Source organism: Streptomyces sp. SID5464 (assembly GCF_009862985.1).
Lineage (GTDB): Bacteria > Actinomycetota > Actinomycetes > Streptomycetales > Streptomycetaceae > Streptomyces > Streptomyces chartreusis_D.
The window spans coordinates 160,429-176,395 of sequence record NZ_WWIQ01000072.1; the positions used below are offsets into that span (position 1 = coordinate 160,429).

At 72.8% G+C, this 15,967-nt stretch carries 17 protein-coding genes; 8 read left to right on the forward strand and 9 right to left on the reverse strand.

What is annotated here, in order from left to right:
- Positions 1–39: 39 nt before the first annotated feature.
- From GTY47_RS34555 to GTY47_RS34565, 3 genes are read right to left on the reverse strand one after another with little or no spacing between them, the layout of a single operon-like run.
- A complete protein-coding gene (locus GTY47_RS34555; protein WP_010040760.1) occupies positions 40–852 on the reverse strand; it encodes an acetoacetate decarboxylase family protein in 813 nt (270 codons plus the stop codon).
- Positions 849–2,057 carry an FAD/NAD(P)-binding oxidoreductase gene (locus GTY47_RS34560; protein WP_010040761.1) on the reverse strand — a complete coding sequence of 403 codons (1,209 nt, stop codon included), beginning with the start codon at positions 2,055–2,057 and terminating at the stop codon, positions 849–851. The genes GTY47_RS34555 and GTY47_RS34560 overlap by 4 nt, the downstream gene beginning before the upstream one ends.
- A gap of 1 nt (position 2,058) precedes the next feature.
- The gene (locus GTY47_RS34565; protein ID WP_010040763.1) at positions 2,059–2,247 is read right to left on the reverse strand and encodes a ferredoxin; all 189 of its coding nucleotides are present in this window, start codon (positions 2,245–2,247) and stop codon (positions 2,059–2,061) included.
- A gap of 339 nt (positions 2,248–2,586) precedes the next feature.
- Between GTY47_RS34565 and GTY47_RS34570 the strand changes: the two genes are divergently transcribed.
- Positions 2,587–3,936 carry a glutamine synthetase family protein gene (locus GTY47_RS34570; RefSeq protein WP_029181236.1) on the forward strand — a complete coding sequence of 450 codons (1,350 nt, stop codon included), beginning with the start codon at positions 2,587–2,589 and terminating at the stop codon, positions 3,934–3,936.
- A gap of 29 nt (positions 3,937–3,965) precedes the next feature.
- Positions 3,966–5,252 (forward strand): cytochrome P450, encoded by a 1,287-nt coding sequence (locus GTY47_RS41440; protein ID WP_010040768.1) that lies wholly within the window; start codon positions 3,966–3,968, stop codon positions 5,250–5,252.
- A gap of 40 nt (positions 5,253–5,292) precedes the next feature.
- On the opposite strand, the gene GTY47_RS41445 is transcribed toward GTY47_RS41440, so the two are convergent.
- On the reverse strand, positions 5,293–5,835 hold the full coding sequence (locus tag GTY47_RS41445; RefSeq protein ID WP_010040770.1) for an alpha/beta fold hydrolase: 543 nt from the start codon (positions 5,833–5,835) through the stop codon (positions 5,293–5,295).
- 188 nt (positions 5,836–6,023) lie between these two features.
- On the opposite strand from GTY47_RS41445, the gene GTY47_RS34585 reads away from it, so the two are divergent.
- Both GTY47_RS34585 and GTY47_RS34590 read left to right on the forward strand, forming a co-directional pair.
- Positions 6,024–7,406 carry an FAD-binding oxidoreductase gene (locus GTY47_RS34585; protein WP_010040771.1) on the forward strand — a complete coding sequence of 461 codons (1,383 nt, stop codon included), beginning with the start codon at positions 6,024–6,026 and terminating at the stop codon, positions 7,404–7,406.
- 30 nt (positions 7,407–7,436) lie between these two features.
- Positions 7,437–8,246 (forward strand): alpha/beta fold hydrolase, encoded by an 810-nt coding sequence (locus tag GTY47_RS34590; protein WP_010040773.1) that lies wholly within the window; start codon positions 7,437–7,439, stop codon positions 8,244–8,246.
- Positions 8,247–8,328: 82 nt separating this feature from the next.
- Here GTY47_RS34590 and GTY47_RS34595 read toward each other — a convergent pair whose 3' ends face one another.
- The 4 genes from GTY47_RS34595 to GTY47_RS34610 form a co-directional block, all read right to left on the reverse strand.
- Entirely contained in the window at positions 8,329–8,961 is a 633-nt protein-coding gene (locus GTY47_RS34595) for a sigma-70 family RNA polymerase sigma factor (RefSeq protein ID WP_010040775.1), read from the reverse strand.
- A gap of 227 nt (positions 8,962–9,188) precedes the next feature.
- A complete protein-coding gene (locus tag GTY47_RS34600) occupies positions 9,189–9,866 on the reverse strand; it encodes a hypothetical protein (RefSeq protein ID WP_078602844.1) in 678 nt (225 codons plus the stop codon).
- A 113-nt stretch (positions 9,867–9,979) separates the two neighbouring features.
- Entirely contained in the window at positions 9,980–10,324 is a 345-nt protein-coding gene (locus GTY47_RS34605; RefSeq protein ID WP_010040778.1) for a hypothetical protein, read from the reverse strand.
- A 65-nt stretch (positions 10,325–10,389) separates the two neighbouring features.
- Complete coding sequence (locus GTY47_RS34610) at positions 10,390–10,866, reverse strand: DUF4396 domain-containing protein (protein WP_050810246.1); 477 nt, start codon at positions 10,864–10,866, stop codon at positions 10,390–10,392.
- A 91-nt stretch (positions 10,867–10,957) separates the two neighbouring features.
- Here GTY47_RS34610 and GTY47_RS34615 point away from each other — a divergent pair, with 91 nt between their 5' ends.
- Positions 10,958–11,755, forward strand: a complete 798-nt coding sequence (locus tag GTY47_RS34615; RefSeq protein ID WP_029181237.1) for an SDR family oxidoreductase — start codon at positions 10,958–10,960, stop codon at positions 11,753–11,755.
- 21 nt (positions 11,756–11,776) lie between these two features.
- On the opposite strand, the gene GTY47_RS34620 is transcribed toward GTY47_RS34615, so the two are convergent.
- A complete protein-coding gene (locus tag GTY47_RS34620; protein WP_029181238.1) occupies positions 11,777–12,625 on the reverse strand; it encodes a class I SAM-dependent methyltransferase in 849 nt (282 codons plus the stop codon).
- Positions 12,626–12,815: 190 nt separating this feature from the next.
- Between GTY47_RS34620 and GTY47_RS34625 the strand changes: the two genes are divergently transcribed.
- From GTY47_RS34625 to GTY47_RS34635, 3 genes are all read left to right on the forward strand, one after another.
- A complete protein-coding gene (locus GTY47_RS34625) occupies positions 12,816–13,613 on the forward strand; it encodes a VOC family protein (RefSeq protein ID WP_010040786.1) in 798 nt (265 codons plus the stop codon).
- 77 nt (positions 13,614–13,690) lie between these two features.
- Positions 13,691–14,227: a GNAT family N-acetyltransferase gene (locus GTY47_RS34630; RefSeq protein ID WP_010040787.1), complete on the forward strand. Its 537-nt coding sequence runs from the start codon at positions 13,691–13,693 to the stop codon at positions 14,225–14,227.
- Positions 14,228–14,334: 107 nt separating this feature from the next.
- Positions 14,335–15,967, forward strand: a 1,633-nt coding sequence (locus tag GTY47_RS34635; protein WP_010040789.1) for an ABC transporter permease subunit, incomplete at its 3' end; no start/stop codon positions are given.

Here is a 15,967-nt window from a genome sequence, read left to right on the forward strand (position 1 = left end):
CGCGACCAGCCACGACGAACCCGCACCCACCCACAAACCTCACTCGGCAGACGCTCCGGACGTACCGGTCTCCAGCACCTGCCCGCCGTCCCAGACCACCCCGACCTGGCGGTAATACGCGGCGATCGGCTCCCGGACCTCCAACCGGGCCAATTCCTCGGTCGGCGCCTCGAACAGCTCCAACTCCGCTTCGCCGACCCACGGTCGGCCGCCCTCGAAGGACGCTGCCCCGGACTCGATCAGCTCGTCGAGCGCCAACCCCTTCCCCTTCTCGATCGACGGCAGCCACCGGTGATGGGCCATGGGGTGCGCATTGACGAACCCGCCGCTCTCAGAAGGCCCCCGCAGCGTCACCACGGCCTGCGCAAGACGCCGGTCTCCGGCCGCCAGCGTCGCCCCGAAACGAGCCCCGGCCTCGATCCGCGGAGCGGGCCCGTACGGATGCGGCCGCGTCTGATGAATGGAGCCGAGCTTCTTCGGATACCCCTGGTGCAGCCCGCGCGCGATCGCGAAGTCCTTGTCCACCCAGATGTGGACGCACCGCGAGTACGTCCGCCCCCGGTACGAGCAGCGCACCACCGCGAACGCCTCCTTGTACTGGGAGCGCACCGGATCCAGCAGTTCCTCCCCCGACGCCGAGCAGGACTGCCAGTCCGCCCAGATCAGAGCCACCGCACCGGGATCCTCGTCGGCCAACTCCAGTGGCTCGGGGAGCAGTTCACGCACGCGCGCCGGGTCGGTCCGGTACTCGACCGTCAACAGGTCACCGGAGTACCGCCAGGGTGGAGACGGAATCAGCGACGACGCGCCCGTCGCCGTCTTGGGATGGAAGTAACCACGAAGACCGGTCACGAGAGGGCTCCTTGCGGGGTGAGGGCGGGCTGCTTCAGCAGTTCGGCGCGGTACCGGGCGGCGGCACGGGCGACGGAAGGCCCCCCGAGTGCGACGACGCCGACCAGCCGTCCGTCGCGGTGGTAACCGACCAGCAGGTCCCCCGAGATGTCACCGTCGAGGACCCGGACGTCACCGAGCCCCAGAACGGGCGCGCCGAAGGACTGCAACCGGAAGTCGTGCTGGTCGCTCCAGAAGGTGGGCAGCGGCGCGAAGGGCGCCAGGCCGGTCTCGCCGCCGACCAGTACCTTCGCGGCGTGCTTGGCCGAGTCGCCCGGCACGGACCAGTGCTCGACCCGCCGCGGCACACCGTCGTAGCGGGCGTTCGGAAAGCGGGCGACATCGCCGACCGCGACGACCTCCGACCGGCCTCCGACCCGCAGGTGCTGATCGGTGAGGACACCGTCGCTCAGATCCAGCCCGTTGCCGTCCAGCCACTCGGTGTTGGCGACCGAGCCCACGGACTCCACCACCACATCAGCGGGGAGCACGGACCCGTCGCCCAGCACGACACCGGTGACACGGTCGCCCCCTTCGAACCCGGTCACGCCCGAACCAAGCGCGAAAGAGACCCCGCGCTCCTGGTGCCGCGCGAGCAGCACCCGCGCGAGCAGCTCTCCGAGCGGCCCGACCATCGGCAGCGGCAGCGGATCGACGACGGTCACCTCGGCCGCACCGAGTCCGGCGGCCGTCGCGGCGACCTCGCAGCCGATGAACCCGGCGCCGATCACGACCACTCGCACGCCGGGCCGGAGCTCGTCCCGCAGGACCTGGGCGTCGTCGATCGTCCGGAGCGTGTGACGGCCGTCGACCGGCCCGGGGCAGCGCAGCCGCCGGGGCCGCATCCCGGTGGCGACGACCAGCCCGTCGTAGGAGAGCACCGAGCCGTCGTGGAGCTCGACGGTCCGCTCGCCGAGCCGGGCCGCGGTGACCCTGGTGCCCAGCCGCCACTCCACATCGGCTGCGGACGCCTTCGGCGTGAAGGCGAGCGACGCGAAGGGCGCCTTGCCCGCGAGGACCTCCTTGGACAGCGGGGGCCGGTTGTACGGCCGGTGCGGCTCGTCGCCGATCACCGTGACGCGGCCGGCCCAGCCCGCGGCGCGGAGCTGCTCGGCCGCCCGGAGTCCGCCGAGGGAGGCGCCGGCGACGACGATGCGACCGCTCATGTCAGTCCTCGATCCGGATGGCCTGGAGCGGGCAGACGTCCGCAGCCTCCTCGACCTCGTCGCGCAGGGCGTCGTCGGGGTCGGGGACGTAGGCCAGGCGGCCGTCGTCCTCCATCCGGAAGACGTCGGGGGCCGCGAAGACGCACTGGCCGTGGTCCTGGCACTTGTTCATGTCGACGACGACCTTCATGGCCGGTCCTCCTGAATGTGAGGGCGTCGAAGCGGGGTGAATGGGGCCCGGCCGGAAAGGGCCGGGCCCCGGCCAACGGGGTGCGATCACCGCGACCCCGAACTCGTTTGGCTTCAAACAAGGTAGGCAGGGGCGGGGGTCTGGTCAATAGCTATCCGGATGGATAAATTCTTGCTCCCGCCCTCTTGCGGCACCCCCCGGCCGGTCCTACCGTTTGGCATCAAACAAAGCCCTGGGCGGTCCCTGGCTCCGCCGCGCCCGGCCGCTCGTTCCCCACGCCACCCGCCTCCCCGGCCCCTGGTCCCGGAGGTGTCCCGACGTCCGCCCGAGGAGACAACGGTGAGCGCTCACGACCTTGAAGAAGTCCGCCGCCACATGCAGCGGCTCGCCGCCGACGGCATCGACGTGGTCCGGGTGACCTATCCCGACCTCATCGGCACCGACCGGGGGCGTGACGTGCTGCTGGAGGAGCTGCCCCGGGCCTGTGAGCACGGTCTCGCGTTCTGCCGGGCGGTCTACCACACCAGCCCGCAGGGCGATGTGGTCCCGGTCGGCGGCGGGCTCGACGCGGGGCTGCCCGACATCTGTGTACGCCCGGACCTCGACACGCTGGTGCCGCTGCCCTGGGAACCGGGGGTGGCAGCCTGTCTGGGCGAGGTCGTCGACCCGGCGACCGGCGCACCCGCGCCCGAGTCACCCCGCGACCTGCTGCGCGCCGTCCTCGCCCGGTGCGCCGAGCACGGGCTGCGGCCGGTGGTCGGACCCGAGCTGGAGTACTTCCTGTGCGAACCGGACCCGGCCGGCGGCTGGCGCCGCTACGCACCCGATCCCGGTGTCGTCTACACGGCCGGGCTGCGCGCCGACCCGGACAACCATCTCCTGCGCACCCTGCGCCACGTGCGCGATCTGAGGGTCGGGGCGATCAGCGGCAACCACGAGTTCGACGGCGGCCAGATCGAGATCAACCTGGCGCACTCCGACGCCGTGTCGGCCGCCGACCGGTCCTTCCGTTTCAAGGCCGCGATCAAGGAACTGGCCCGCAAGGAAGGCAGACTGGCCACCTTCATGGCCAAGCCCTTCAACGACGCGGGCGGCTCCGGCTTCCATCTCCACCTCTCCTGCGACGACACCGAGGGCCGCAACACCTTCGACGACCCGTCGGGCCCCTACGGCCTGTCCACCACCGCCCGGCACGCCGTCGCCGGCATCCTCGCCCACGCGCCCGCCCTGGCCGCGCTGCTCAACCCCACCGTGAACTCGTACAAACGCTTCGGCCCGGACACGCTCGCGCCCTGGCTGATCGACTGGGGGCTGGACAACCGCAGCGCCATGGTGCGCATCCCGCCCGAGCGCGGCTCCGGTGCCCGGCTCGAACTGCGGCTGGGCGACGCGAGCGCCAACCCCTATCTGGCGATCGCCGGGACGACGGCCGCCGCCCTGCTGGGTGTCCTGGCCGGCGAGGACCCGCCCGCGCCGCTGGAGGGCTACGGCTACGACAGCGCCCGCTCCGCCGTCCTCCCGCAGACCCTGTCCGCCGCGCTGGACGCGCTGGAGGCGGACACCGCCCTGACCGACCTGCTCGGCAAGGGCTTCACCACGTCCTTCCTCTCCTACAAGCGCGACGAGGTCGAACGCTTCCACCGGCACGTCACCGACTGGGAGTTCACCGAGTACGCCTTCCACCTGTGACGCCACCCGTGACGCCGAGGAGCCCGTCGATGACGACCGAGACCCTGCCCGACGCCGTGCGCGAGCCGCTGCCCCTGGCCGACGTGAACCTCGCCGACCTGAACCACTTCACGGACGGCGTGACGCCCTGGCGGATGTTCCACACCCTGCGCCACGAGGACCCGGTGCACTGGCAGCCCGAGGAAGCGCCCAACTCCGGCTTCTGGGCGGTGACCCGGCACGAGGACATCGTCCGGGTGGACCGCGACCCGGAGACCTTCACGTCCACGAAGTTCGTCAACCTGGAAGAGGTCGACGACGACCAGATCAAGAAGCGCGCCTCGATCCTCGAACTGGACGGGGTCCGGCACCGGGCGCTGCGCAGCCTGATCCAGCGGCAGTTCGGCGCGAACGTGATCAGCGGCTACACCGACTTCCTGCGCGGCCTGACCGCGCGGACCCTGGACGCCGCCCTCGCCAAGGGCCGTTTCGACTTCGTGGCGGACGTCTCGGCGGACTTCCCGATCAACGTCCTCGCCCGGCTGCTGGACGTGCCCCCGGAGGACAACCAGAAGCTCATCGACTGGGGCAACCGCATCATCGGCCACACCGACCCCGACTACGCGGACGTCCTGCTGCACAGCGAGGAGAGCGAGCAGTACCGCGACCTGCCCTTCCGCTCCCCCGCGTCACTGGAGGTCTTCGAGTACGGGCGGGAGCTGGCGCGGCAGCGCCGGGGCGGCGACGGCACCGACCTGGTGTCCCGGCTGGTCAACACCACACCCCGCGACGGAGTCCCGCTCTCCCCGCAGGACTTCGACAACTACTTCCTCCTCCTGGTCGTCGCCGGCAACGAGACGACCCGCCACACCATCTCCCACTCCATGCTGGCCCTCATCCAGCACCCCGAACAGCTGGCCCGCCTCCAGGAGGACCCCTCGCTGATCCCGGCCGCGGTCGAGGAGTTCCTGCGCTGGGCCTCCCCCGTCTACCACTTCCGCCGCACCGCCACGCGCGACGTCGAACTGGGCGGCAAGCAGGTCAGGGAGGGCGACAAGGTCGTGATGTGGTTCGCCTCCGGCAACCGCGACGAGGACGTCTTCGACGACCCGTACGACTTCGACGTCACGCGCACGGACAACGACCACGTCACCTTCGGCAAGGGCAGCCCCCATCTGTGCCTGGGCAACCTGCTCGCGCGCACCGAGATCCGGATCATGTTCGAGGAGCTGATCCCGCGCCTGGCGGACATCCGCCTGGCGGGCGAGGTGCCGCGGGTGCGCTCCAACTTCGTCAACGGCATCAAGAAGCTGCCGGTCGAGGTCACACCGGCCTGACGCGGTCCGTCCAGTCGCGCAGCAGCCGGACCGTCCGCTGTCAGGGTGCCGCGCTCCCAGGCGGCCGCCTGAGCCGAGGTCCAGACGGTGAGCGCGGGCCGGGTGCGGCGGCGCAGGCGGTAGGGCCGAAGGCGGCGGCGACGAAGGCCGCCGCGGCGCGGGCGCCGTGCGCGCGGTAGTCCGCGAGCCGGGCGGGGATCTCCTCCCCCTCGGTGCCGTGGGCGCCATGGGCCGGGTCCAGGGCGACGGCCGAGCGGACCAGGTGGGGCTGCCGTACGGCGAGCAGGTTGACGACCTGGCCTCCCATCGAGTGCCCGACGGCGGTCGCCGGCCCGGGGGTGAGGGTGTCGAGCAGCGCGGCCAGTTCGTCCGCAGTCTCGGCGGGTGTGTTGCCCTCGCCCGGCACCTGGGAACGGCCGCGTCCGCGCAGGTCGGGCACGATCACCCGGAAGTGCCGGGCCAGGACCTCGGCGTGCGGGGACCACTCCCGGCCGTCCCCGCCCCAACCGTGCACCAGCACGGCGGGAGCGCCGGCGGCGCCGAGCGTCGTGGTGAAGAGGCGGACGCAGCCGGGGTCGGGCACGGGCTTCTCCCTTCTTCGGCGACGCGGCGGTCGTCGTACTCGCGCAGGTGGCAGGGTGCGCGGCCACCACCATGGCCGCCCACCAGCATGATCACGACCGTGAGCGGTGGACCGCCGGACATGCGTCGCTCGGCCGTCGGCGGGAGGCTGGTCATGTCAGTACGGTCGGGCGCCCCGAGGAGATCACCATGGACAGCGCCACTCTGGAAGGCATGCGGACGACATTGCGGGGGCCGGTCATAGGCCCGCAGGACGCCGAGTACGACCAGGCCCGCAAGATCTACAACGCGATGATCGACAAGCGTCCCGCCGCCATCGTGCGGTGCGCGGACGCCGCGGACGTCATGGCGGCGGTGACCTTCGTCCGCGACCACGGTCTCGAACTCGCCGTACGGGGCGGCGGGCACAGCGGCCCGGGCCTGTGCCTGGTGGACGACGGCGTGACCATCGACCTCTCGCCGATGCGCGGGGTGCGCGTCGACCCCGCCGCGAAGACCGCGCAGGCCGGCGGGGGCAGCCAGCTCGGCGACCTGGACCACGCCACGCACGCCTTCGGCCTCGCCACTCCCACGGGCATCATCTCGATGACCGGCGTCGGAGGCCTGACCCTCGGCGGCGGACACGGTTATCTCACCCGTCAGTACGGCCTGACCGCGGACAACCTGATCAGCGCGGACGTCGTGCTGGCCGACGGCAGCCTCGTCACCGCGAACGCGACCGAACACCCGGACCTGTTCTGGGCCTTGCGCGGCGGCGGCGGCAACTTCGGCATCGCGACGTCCCTCACCTACCGGCTGCACCCGGTGGACACGGTCGGGGCCGGGGTGACCGTCTGGCCGGTCGAGCGCACCCGCGAAGTGCTGGGGTGGTACCGCGAGTTCCTCCCCCAGGCGCCGGAGGACGTGTACGGCTTCTTCACCGTCTTCGTCGTCCCGCCCGGCCCGCCCTTCCCCGAGGAGATCCACCGGCAGAAGGTCTGCGGCATCGTGTGGTGCCACACCGGCGATCCGGACCGGCTCGACGAGGCTCTCTCCGTGGTCGAGGAGCCCGGCCCGCCGGCCTTCCACTTCGCGACACCGATGCCCTATGTCGCGTTGCAGAGCATGTTCGACGAACTGATCCCGACCGGCTACCAGTGGTACTGGCGCGGCGACTTCTTCGACCACATCCCCGACGCCGCCCTGGACATCCACCTCAAGTACGGCGAGAACAATCCCACGCAGCTCTCACTGATGCACCTCTACCCGGTCGACGGAGCCGCCCACCGGGTGGGCCCGGACGACACCGCGTGGAGCTACCGGGACGCGGTCTGGTCCGGCGTCTTCGCCGGTGTCGACCCCGATCCGGCCAACGCCGGGATCATCAGGCAGTGGTGCGTCGGCTACCAGGAGGATCTGCACCCGTACTCCATGGGCGGCTCGTACGTGAACTTCATGGGCACGGGCGAGGGCCGGGAAAGGGTCCGGGCGACCTACCGCGACCACTACGACAGGCTCGCCCGCATCAAGCGGACCTACGATCCGGACAACCTGTTCCACGCCAACCAGAACATCGCGCCGGCGCGGGAATGACGACCACGGAACCCTTCCAGGAGGCCCAACATGGGACGGACGGTCAACGCCGACGGTGTGGAGCTCTGGGTCGAACGACGAGGTCAGGGACCCGACGTCCTGCTCATCTCGGGACTCGGGGACCCCGTGGAAGCGTGGCAGTCGCAGCTCGACGGGCTCGCCGACCGCTACCGGCTCACGGCCTTCGACAACCGTGGCGCCGGGCGTACGCCGCTTCCCGAGGAGCCGCTGTCCGTGCCGCGGATGGCCGACGACGCCGCGGCGCTGCTCCGGGCGCTCCAGGTTCCGGCCGCCCATGTCGCCGGTTTCTCGGGAGGCAGCTTCATCGCGCAGGAGCTGGCGCTCCGCCATCCTGACGTGGTCCGCAGTCTCGTCCTCATGAGCACGGTGGCTCGCCCGGACGCCTACTTCCGAGCCATGACGCGCTTCTGGCGCTGGATGGTAGAGCGCGCCCCGGACGAGCGGGCGATGCTCGAGGCGTTCTTCCTGTGGATCTACACGCCTCGCGCCCACGCCGACGGCATGGTCGACCAGTTCGTCGAGGAGACGCTCGCCTTCGAGCACCCGCAGTCCGTCGAGGCGTTCCAGCGCCAGCTCGCGGCGTTCGCCGACCACGACACGCTCGACCGTCTCGGCCGGATCACCGCGCCGACCCTCGTCCTCTCCGGCGAGCTCGACCTCGCCACGCCGCCACGCCTCGGCCGCGTCGTCGCGGACAGCATCCCGGGCGCCGGGTTCGAGGTACTGCCCGGGGAGGCGCATCAGCCCTTCCAGGAGGTGCCGGACGTGTTCAACGCCCGGGTCGACGCGTTCTGGCGTGAGGTGGAGGCAGGTGGCTGAGGTCCCGTCAGGACTCGGGCCGGTGCTCGCACGCGAGCCGGCGCCCGCCGATGGCCCGGCGGGCGCCGAGGACCGGGGCGCGTCAGGCCGCGGCCAGGGCGGGTGACGCCGCCCGCGCCGGTTGCTCCGCCTCGGCGAGCAGGGCCAGCAGCGTCGCCCGGGCGCGGGCCACACGGGAGCGGACGGTGCCGACCGGACAGTCGCTCAGCTCGGCCGCCTCCGCGTACGGCAGGCCCAGCAACTGCGTGCGGACGAACGCCTCGCGCCGCTCGTGCGGCAGTGCGGCCAGCAGCTCCAGCAGGGCCACGCCGTCGTCGAAGCCGGGCAGTCCGCGCGGCTGGGCGAGCTCGACCGCCAGCTGCCAGTCGGGCAGGTCGGCCGGGCGGGGGCGGACGGCGGTGTACCGGAGGCTGTCGGCCACCGCGCGCCGGGCGATCGCCAGCAGCCAGGTACGCGCCGAGGAACGGCCCTCGAACCGGTGCAGGCTGCCGAGCGCCCGCAGGAACGTGTCCTGCGCCAGATCGTCCACGGCCTGCGGATCGGCGCACAGGTGGGCGACGTAGCGGATCACGTCGCGGTGCAGGGCGCGCACGAAGTGGTCGACGGCGGCGGGGTCACCGCCGCGGGCGGCCAGCGCCCAGGCGGTTATCGACTCGTCGGCCGACGCCGGGGGCTCTCTTCTCTCGTGCGCAAGGGGCAGGGCAGGAGTGATCACCTGATGTCCTTCTCGGAGTTCCGGGACCACGGGATGGAGAGCACGCAGGCGTACGCGATGCCCGGCGTGCGCGCATGGCCGCGCGGTCCGGTGAGTGAGGGATGGGCCGGTTCCCGGACGACCTCTGTGCGGGCGCGGCTGCCCGAAGGCACGGCATCACAGGGGACGTACGGGCATACGGCCGACACCGGGGGGCACGGGACCGCCCCGGGACCTGCCGGCTGCCGTCAGACGGCAGCGGCCCTCACGGGTGGCCCTCGAGAGGTGACCGCGTGGACGAGGAGGAGGAGACGCGGCGCCCGGTCCGAGGACCGCCGCCGTACGCGCACGGGCGCGGGCGGCGGTGCGGGCAGGGCGAACAGCAGCCGCAGCGGCGCGGCCAGCCGGCCGCCCACGGCACGCAGGAGACGGAAGACGGCCCGCTCCCCGTGCCCCAGCCACAGGCCGCACAGCAGGGCGGCGAGCAGGTGGGCGGCGAGCATGCCGAGGGACGAGTCACCGTCGGGGGTGTGTCCCGCGTGCCCCAGGTGCGCGGACATGGGCTTGGGCATGGACTCCGTGGAACCCATGCCGTGCCCCAGGGATCCCGCACCGCTGGTCCCCATGTCCATGGAGTCCCCGCGCAGGGAGTGCGCACCAGTCGATGAGCCGTCCGCCGGTGCGAGCGAGAACGCCGAGTGCAGAGCCGTCTGGACGGCCACCGCGACGGCGACGACCAGCCGGAGTCCGCGTTCGCGGCCCGCCAGGCACCAGCCCGCCACGCCCGTCACGGCCCAGCCGGCCAGCAGCGTCCGGAGGGGCACATGGTCGCCGGACATCATGACGTGCCCCAGGGCGGCGAGCACGACACAGACGGCCGCGAACACCGCGGCCCGTATCGTGCGAGCGCACCGCCCAGCTGTCATGGCGCCTCATCCTCGCATCCGGCCCCGCCCCGTCGCCCAGGGGTACGGACATCGCCCGGCCCGGGCACTCAATCCGCGCCGTGTGATCCAGACCACTGCCCGTGACCGGGAGTTCAGCGAGAGGCCCGCCCGAGACGCCGCCGCAGCGCCCTCCCCCAGACGCGACGCCGATGCACCGTCGTCCACCCGTCGGCACGCCGAGAGCCGTAGCCGTGCGGACCCGGACGCCAGGGATCGCCGGGCGCCGCCATGGGGCTCCGCGCCTCCGCCTGGGCCTGGATCTCGTAGTGCGCGTCATGGGCCGTCACCTTGAACGCCTCTTCGTAGGAGGCCATGGCCGCGCTGATCCCCGAGCCGGCGAGCCCGCGGCGCCGGACCAGGGACGCCAGCCAGGCGAAGAACCCCATGACGACCGCCAAGACGCCCGCGACGACCAGGACGGGGAACAGCTGACTCATGGAGTTCTCCTCACGTCGCGGGGCACGCAGCGGTTCCCCAGTGTCGCGCACCGTGTGACGGTCGGTCAGTGGTGGGCGTGGACGACGGCATGCCCCTTGCCCCGGCCGATCATCCACTTGTTGACCGGGGTCGTGATCAGGAAGGCGACCGCGAAGCCCCCGAGGAGAGCGGACCAGAACAGGCCCTCCGTCAGATGGGCGTCCATCGCGCCGGGGGTGAGGGCGATGATCGCGTTGTCCACGAGTTCCATCACCGTGATCGAGACCGTGTCCGCGGCCAGGGCGATCCGGATCGCCGACCTGAGATCCAGGCCGGCCCGCAGGACCGCGAACAGGGTGAAGGAGTAGCCGAAGAGGAACGCGAGCCCGATCGCCAGGACCATCGTGGGCAGGTTGCCCCACTCCAGCGCGGTACCGATCACCATGCCGAGGATCTCGCCGATCGCACACCCGGTCAGACAGTGCAGCGTCGCCTTCACGGCGGTCCCCCAGGTCGCCGTTCCGTGGGGGCGCCCTTCGTGGTCGTGAGTGGTGTGATCCATGACTCGACTATATACCCCCTGGGGGTACCCGTGCCAGGGGTGACACACGGCGGCCACCGGTGCTTCGGCGGGCCGTTCTAGAGTGCTCGTCATGACGACAGCAGCCACGCCGGCCACCCAGGCTTATCTCTCCGAGTTGTTCTCCCTGCACGGCCGGACCGCGGTGGTCACGGGCGGCAGTTCCGGCATCGGCCGGGCCATCACCGGTGCCCTCGCGCGCGCCGGGGCGAGCGTGGTGGTCGTGGCGCGCGGCGAGGCCGGACTGACGGCGACGGTCGAGGAGCTGACGGCCGAGGGCTGCCGCGCCGCGTGGGTCAGCGCGGACCTGAGCACGCGCGAGGGTGTGCGGACGGCCGCCGAGCGGGCCGTCGAGGCGTTCGGGGAGCCCGACATCCTCGTCAACAGTGCCGGAATCAATGTGCGTCCGCCCATGGACGAACTCACCGAGGACGTCTGGGACGCCACTATGGCCGTCAACCTGGACGCGCCCTTCCTGCTGGGCCAGCGCTTCGGCCCGGGCATGGCGGAGCGCGGTCACGGGCGGATCCTGCACATCAGCTCGCAGCAGGCGCACCGGGCGTTCGTCCAGAGCGGTGCCTACGGCGCCTCCAAGGGCGGCCTGGAGTCGCTGGCGCGGTCGCAGGCCGAGGCGTGGTCGCCGCGCGGCGTCACCTGCAACGTCCTGGTGCCGGGCTTCGTGATGACACCGCTCAACGCGCGGCTGTCGTCGGATCCGGAGAAGGTGGCCGCCCTCGCCGAGCGGACCCTGATCGGGCGGAACGGACTGGCCGAGGACTTCGCGGGAGCGGCGGTCTTCCTGGCGAGCCCGGCGTCCGCCTACATCACCGGGCAGGCGGTCTTCGTCGACGGCGGCATGTCGGTGCACTGACGCCGTCCCGGCGCCCGCCGGTCAGTGCCCGGAAGGGTCCTTCCGCCATACGAAGACCTCCGTGCTCGGTCCGCGTTCGGAGAACCTCCCCGCCGGAGAGGCCTCCCGCAGCAGCCTGCGCAGGTCCCCTTCGAAGTCGTCCCGGCGCCCGTCGAACAGATGCGGCGCCGAGAACGACATCGAGAACACCCAGGCGACGACGTCGTCGAAGGTCCGCTCCAGCGCCTGCCCGCCGGGGACGACGAGACGCCGGGGGCCGGAGAACCCCGCCCGGGCGAACACCTCGGCCTCGCCGCCCGGTGTGCCCTGCGGCAGGACCCCGCGGCCCGCTCGCCGCACGGGCCCCAGGTACCGCTTGACCAGGTCGTCCACGGCCTCGCGGGGGACCGCCGGGTACGGCAGCCCGCCGAGCGTGCGGTCCTCCGTCTTCAGGTCCGAGATGTGCACCAGGGCCCCGCCCGGCTGGAGCATGTCCCTGACGGTCGCCGCGACCAGATCACGGTCCATCCAGTGGAAGGACTGCCCGAAGGAGGCGACGGCGAACGTGCCGAGCCCCGCGGGCAGATCCTCGGCGCGGGCCCGCACCCACCGGGTCCTCTCCCCCACTCCCCGGTCGGCGGCCCGGCGTCCGGCTTCGGCGATCATCCCGCGGTCGGGGTCCACGCCGACGACCTCACCGAACAGATGCGTGAGGCTCAGGGCGATGGTCCCGGGCCCGCAGCCCACGTCGATGAGGCGCCCCTTGCCGTCGGGCCGCAGGACCTCGGCGAGCGCGTCCGCCAGCCCCGGGGCGTACGGCAGCCGCCCCCGCTCGTAGTAGGCGGCGGTCCCCGAGAACAACGTGCCGTCCCACTCCCAGCCGGCCACCACGCCGCCCACCACCTCACCGCACAGAGACCCTCGATCACCCGGCCGGGCGATGCCCCCGATGATTCCACCGCCGTACGGCCTACCGGGGGGAGACGACCGGGGATCCGCCGACCGGGCAGCGGCCGACGGGCGGTTGTCAGTGCCCGGTGTCACTCTGGGCACACCAGACCTGCGGAAGGGAAGCATCGCCATGATCACCACGGAGTTCGCCCCCGGTTCCCCCTGCTGGCTCGACCTCGGCACCCCGGACGTCCGGGCCGCCGCGGCCTTCTACAGCGCCGTGCTCGGGTGGGACTACGAGTCCATGGGCGAGAGCGAGGACTTCGAGGGCGGCATGTTCCGCAAGGACGGCAAGATCGTCGGCGGTCTCGGCAAGCTCACGGAGGAGGGCGCGCGCTCGGCCTGGATGCTCTACTTCAGCGTCACCGACGCCGACGCCACGACGGAGGCCGTGCAGCAGGCGGGCGGCAGCGTCCGGGTGGCGCCGATGGACCTCGACGACTGGGGCCGCATGGCGCAGTACAGCGACCCGCTGGGCGGCCAGTTCGCCGTCTGGCAGCCGGGGACGAACAAGGGCGTCGACCTGGTCGACCAGCCGGGCTCCCTGTCGTGGACCGAGCTGTACACGAGCGACGCGGCAGCCGCGAAGGAGTTCTACGGCGGCCTGTTCGGCTGGCAGTTCAGCGACATGCCACTGCCGGGCGGCGGGGGCACGTACACCCTCATCACCCCCGCCGGACTGCCCGAGGAGCGCATGCACGGCGGCCTCATGGAGCTCGGCAAGGAGAACCTCTCCCTGGCGAACGGCCGGCCGTACTGGCACCCGGTCTTCGCCGTGGAGGACTGCGACGCCACGGTGGCCAAGGTCACCGAGAACGGCGGCAGCGTGCAGATGGGGCCCGAGGACGCGGAGGGCGTCGGCCGGCTGGCGGTCTGCCTCGACCCGGCGAACGCGGACTTCGTGGTGCTCACCCCGGCCGAGAGCTGAGCCGGCGCCGCCCGGCGGCCTGCCGTACGCCCCGGCCCCCTACTGAGCCGGAACCGTCATTTGCATATGATGCGCAAATGCGCGATTACATCATCAGGGCGGCCACGGCGGAGGACCTCGACGGGGCTCGGGTGGTGATGCTCGACGCGGTGTACCGCGACTTCGGGACGGGATACGTGCCGGGCTGGCACACCGACATCATCGATCCCGCGTCGTTCTACGTCGTCCCGCCGCGGCACACGCTCCTGGTCGCCGTGGACGAGCGGGACGGGACGGTGGCGGCCACGGCGGCGCTGGACGCGCGCGGCCCGGCGCATCCGCCGAACCCGCGCTGGCTGGCCGAGCGGTTCCCCTCGGGCGAGACCGCGCAGCTCCGGCGGGTGTACGTGCGTCCCGAGCACCGGCGGCGGGGGCTGGCCCGGCGGCTGGTGGAGGGTCTGCTGGACTTCGCGCGGGCCGACGGTGGTTACCGGTCCGTTTATCTGCACACGTATCCGCACTCGCCCGGTGCGATGGACCTGTGGCGGACGCTGGGCAAGGTGGTGTGCGACGAGCGGGAGGAAGTGCCCGGCGGGGGCAGCGGCGTGGTGCACTTCGAGATCCCCTTCGCCTGAGCGACACGGGGACGACGCTGAACACCTCGACCTCACCCCTGTCCAAGGGTCTGGCCGTCCTGCGCGTTGTCGCGCGCGGCGGCGTTCCGACGCTGCTGTGGCGGGCCGTGGTCACGGCCGGTCTGGTGGGCGCGATCGGCCTGCTGCCGTGGCTGTCGCGCACCGACCCGGCGCTGACCGTGCTGAAGGCCCGCTCGGCGGACCGCGACCCGACCCCCGAGACGCTGCGCGCCGTCCGAGACGAACTCGGGCTGGACGACGGCCCGTCGGTGCTGCTCGGCCGCTGGCTGGCCGGGCTGCTGCACGGGGACGCCGGCACGTCATGGGTGTCCGGCGCCCAGGTGCTGCCCTCCGTCACGCAGGCGCTCGGCGCGTCGCTGCTGCTGCTGTCCGGCGCCCTCGTCGTCGCCGCGGCCACGGTGACGGCCGTGTGCGCCCGCACGCTCCGGCTCGGCTCGCGGGGCCGGCTCGGCACGCGCGGCCCCGGCGGCACGGCGACCGCGGTGCTGGCCGCGCTGCCCGAGTTCCTCGTCGCCTCGGTGCTCGCCTCGGTGATCGGCGTGCAGCTGGGCTGGCTGCCGGCCCTGGGCTGGTACGGACCGCAGTGGATGGTGCTGCCTTCACTGGCCCTCGGCCTGCCCGCCGGCGCGGTGCTCGGACGGATGCTCGACGACCTGCTGCCCGGCGCGTTCGCCGAACCCTGGGCGCTGGCCGCCGCGGCCCGCGGTGTCCCGCCGAAGGCTGTGGCGCGGCAGGCGGTGCGCCGCTGTGTGCCCGGGCTGCTGCCCAACCTGGGCCTGTTCGTGGTCGGTCTGACCGGCGGTTCGGTCGCCGTCGAGCAGGTCTTCGACATCCCCGGCCTGGGCCGGCTCACCCTGCACGCCGCGCTCGCCCAGGACCTGCCCGTCCTCCAGACCGGCACGCTCGCCCTGGTCCTGCTCGCGGCCACCGCCGGCGTCCTCGCCCGGCTCACGGCGCGGCTGCTGATCGGGCCCGCGCTGCGCGACAGCGCCCTGTCCTCCCTGCACCGGCCGGCCCCGCCCGCGCCCCGCACCCTGCCGCTGCTGTACGGGGCGCTGCTCGCCGCGGTCGTCGGCCTCGGCCTGCCGCGCGACGCGCTCGCCCTGGACGCCCTCGCCCGGCTGCAAGCCCCCTCCCCGGCCCACCCGTTCGGGACGGACGCGCTGGGCCGGGACGTCCTCGCCCGTGTCGCCCACGGCGCGCTGAACACCCTCGGCACGGCGGTCGCGGTGAGTGCCGCCGCCCTCGTCGCCGGGTTGCTGCTGGGGCTGCTGCCGCGGCTGTCCGGACCGCTGGTGGACACCGTCAGTGCCGTACCGCCCGTCCTGGCCGGGCTCCTCGTCACGGGCATCACGGGCAGCGGCCCCTGGGCGCCCGCCCTCGCCGTCGGCGTCGTGGCCTGGTCCCCGCTGGCCGCCCACACGTCCTCCCTGCTGCGTCAGGAGCGGGCGACCACCCACCTGGCCGCCACCCGTGCGCTGGGTGCCGGGCGCTGGTACCTGCTCCGGCACGAACTCCTGCCCGCCGTGCTGCCGCCGGTGACCCGGCACGCCCTGCTCCGGCTGCCCGGCGTCGCGCTGAGCCTCGCCGCGCTCGGTTTCCTCGGCCTGGGCGCCCAGCCGCCGTCCCCCGAGTGGGGCCTGCTGCTCGCCGAGAACCAGCCGTACGCCGAGCGCGCCCCGTGGGCCGTTCTCTTCCCGGCCGCCGTACTCGCCCTGC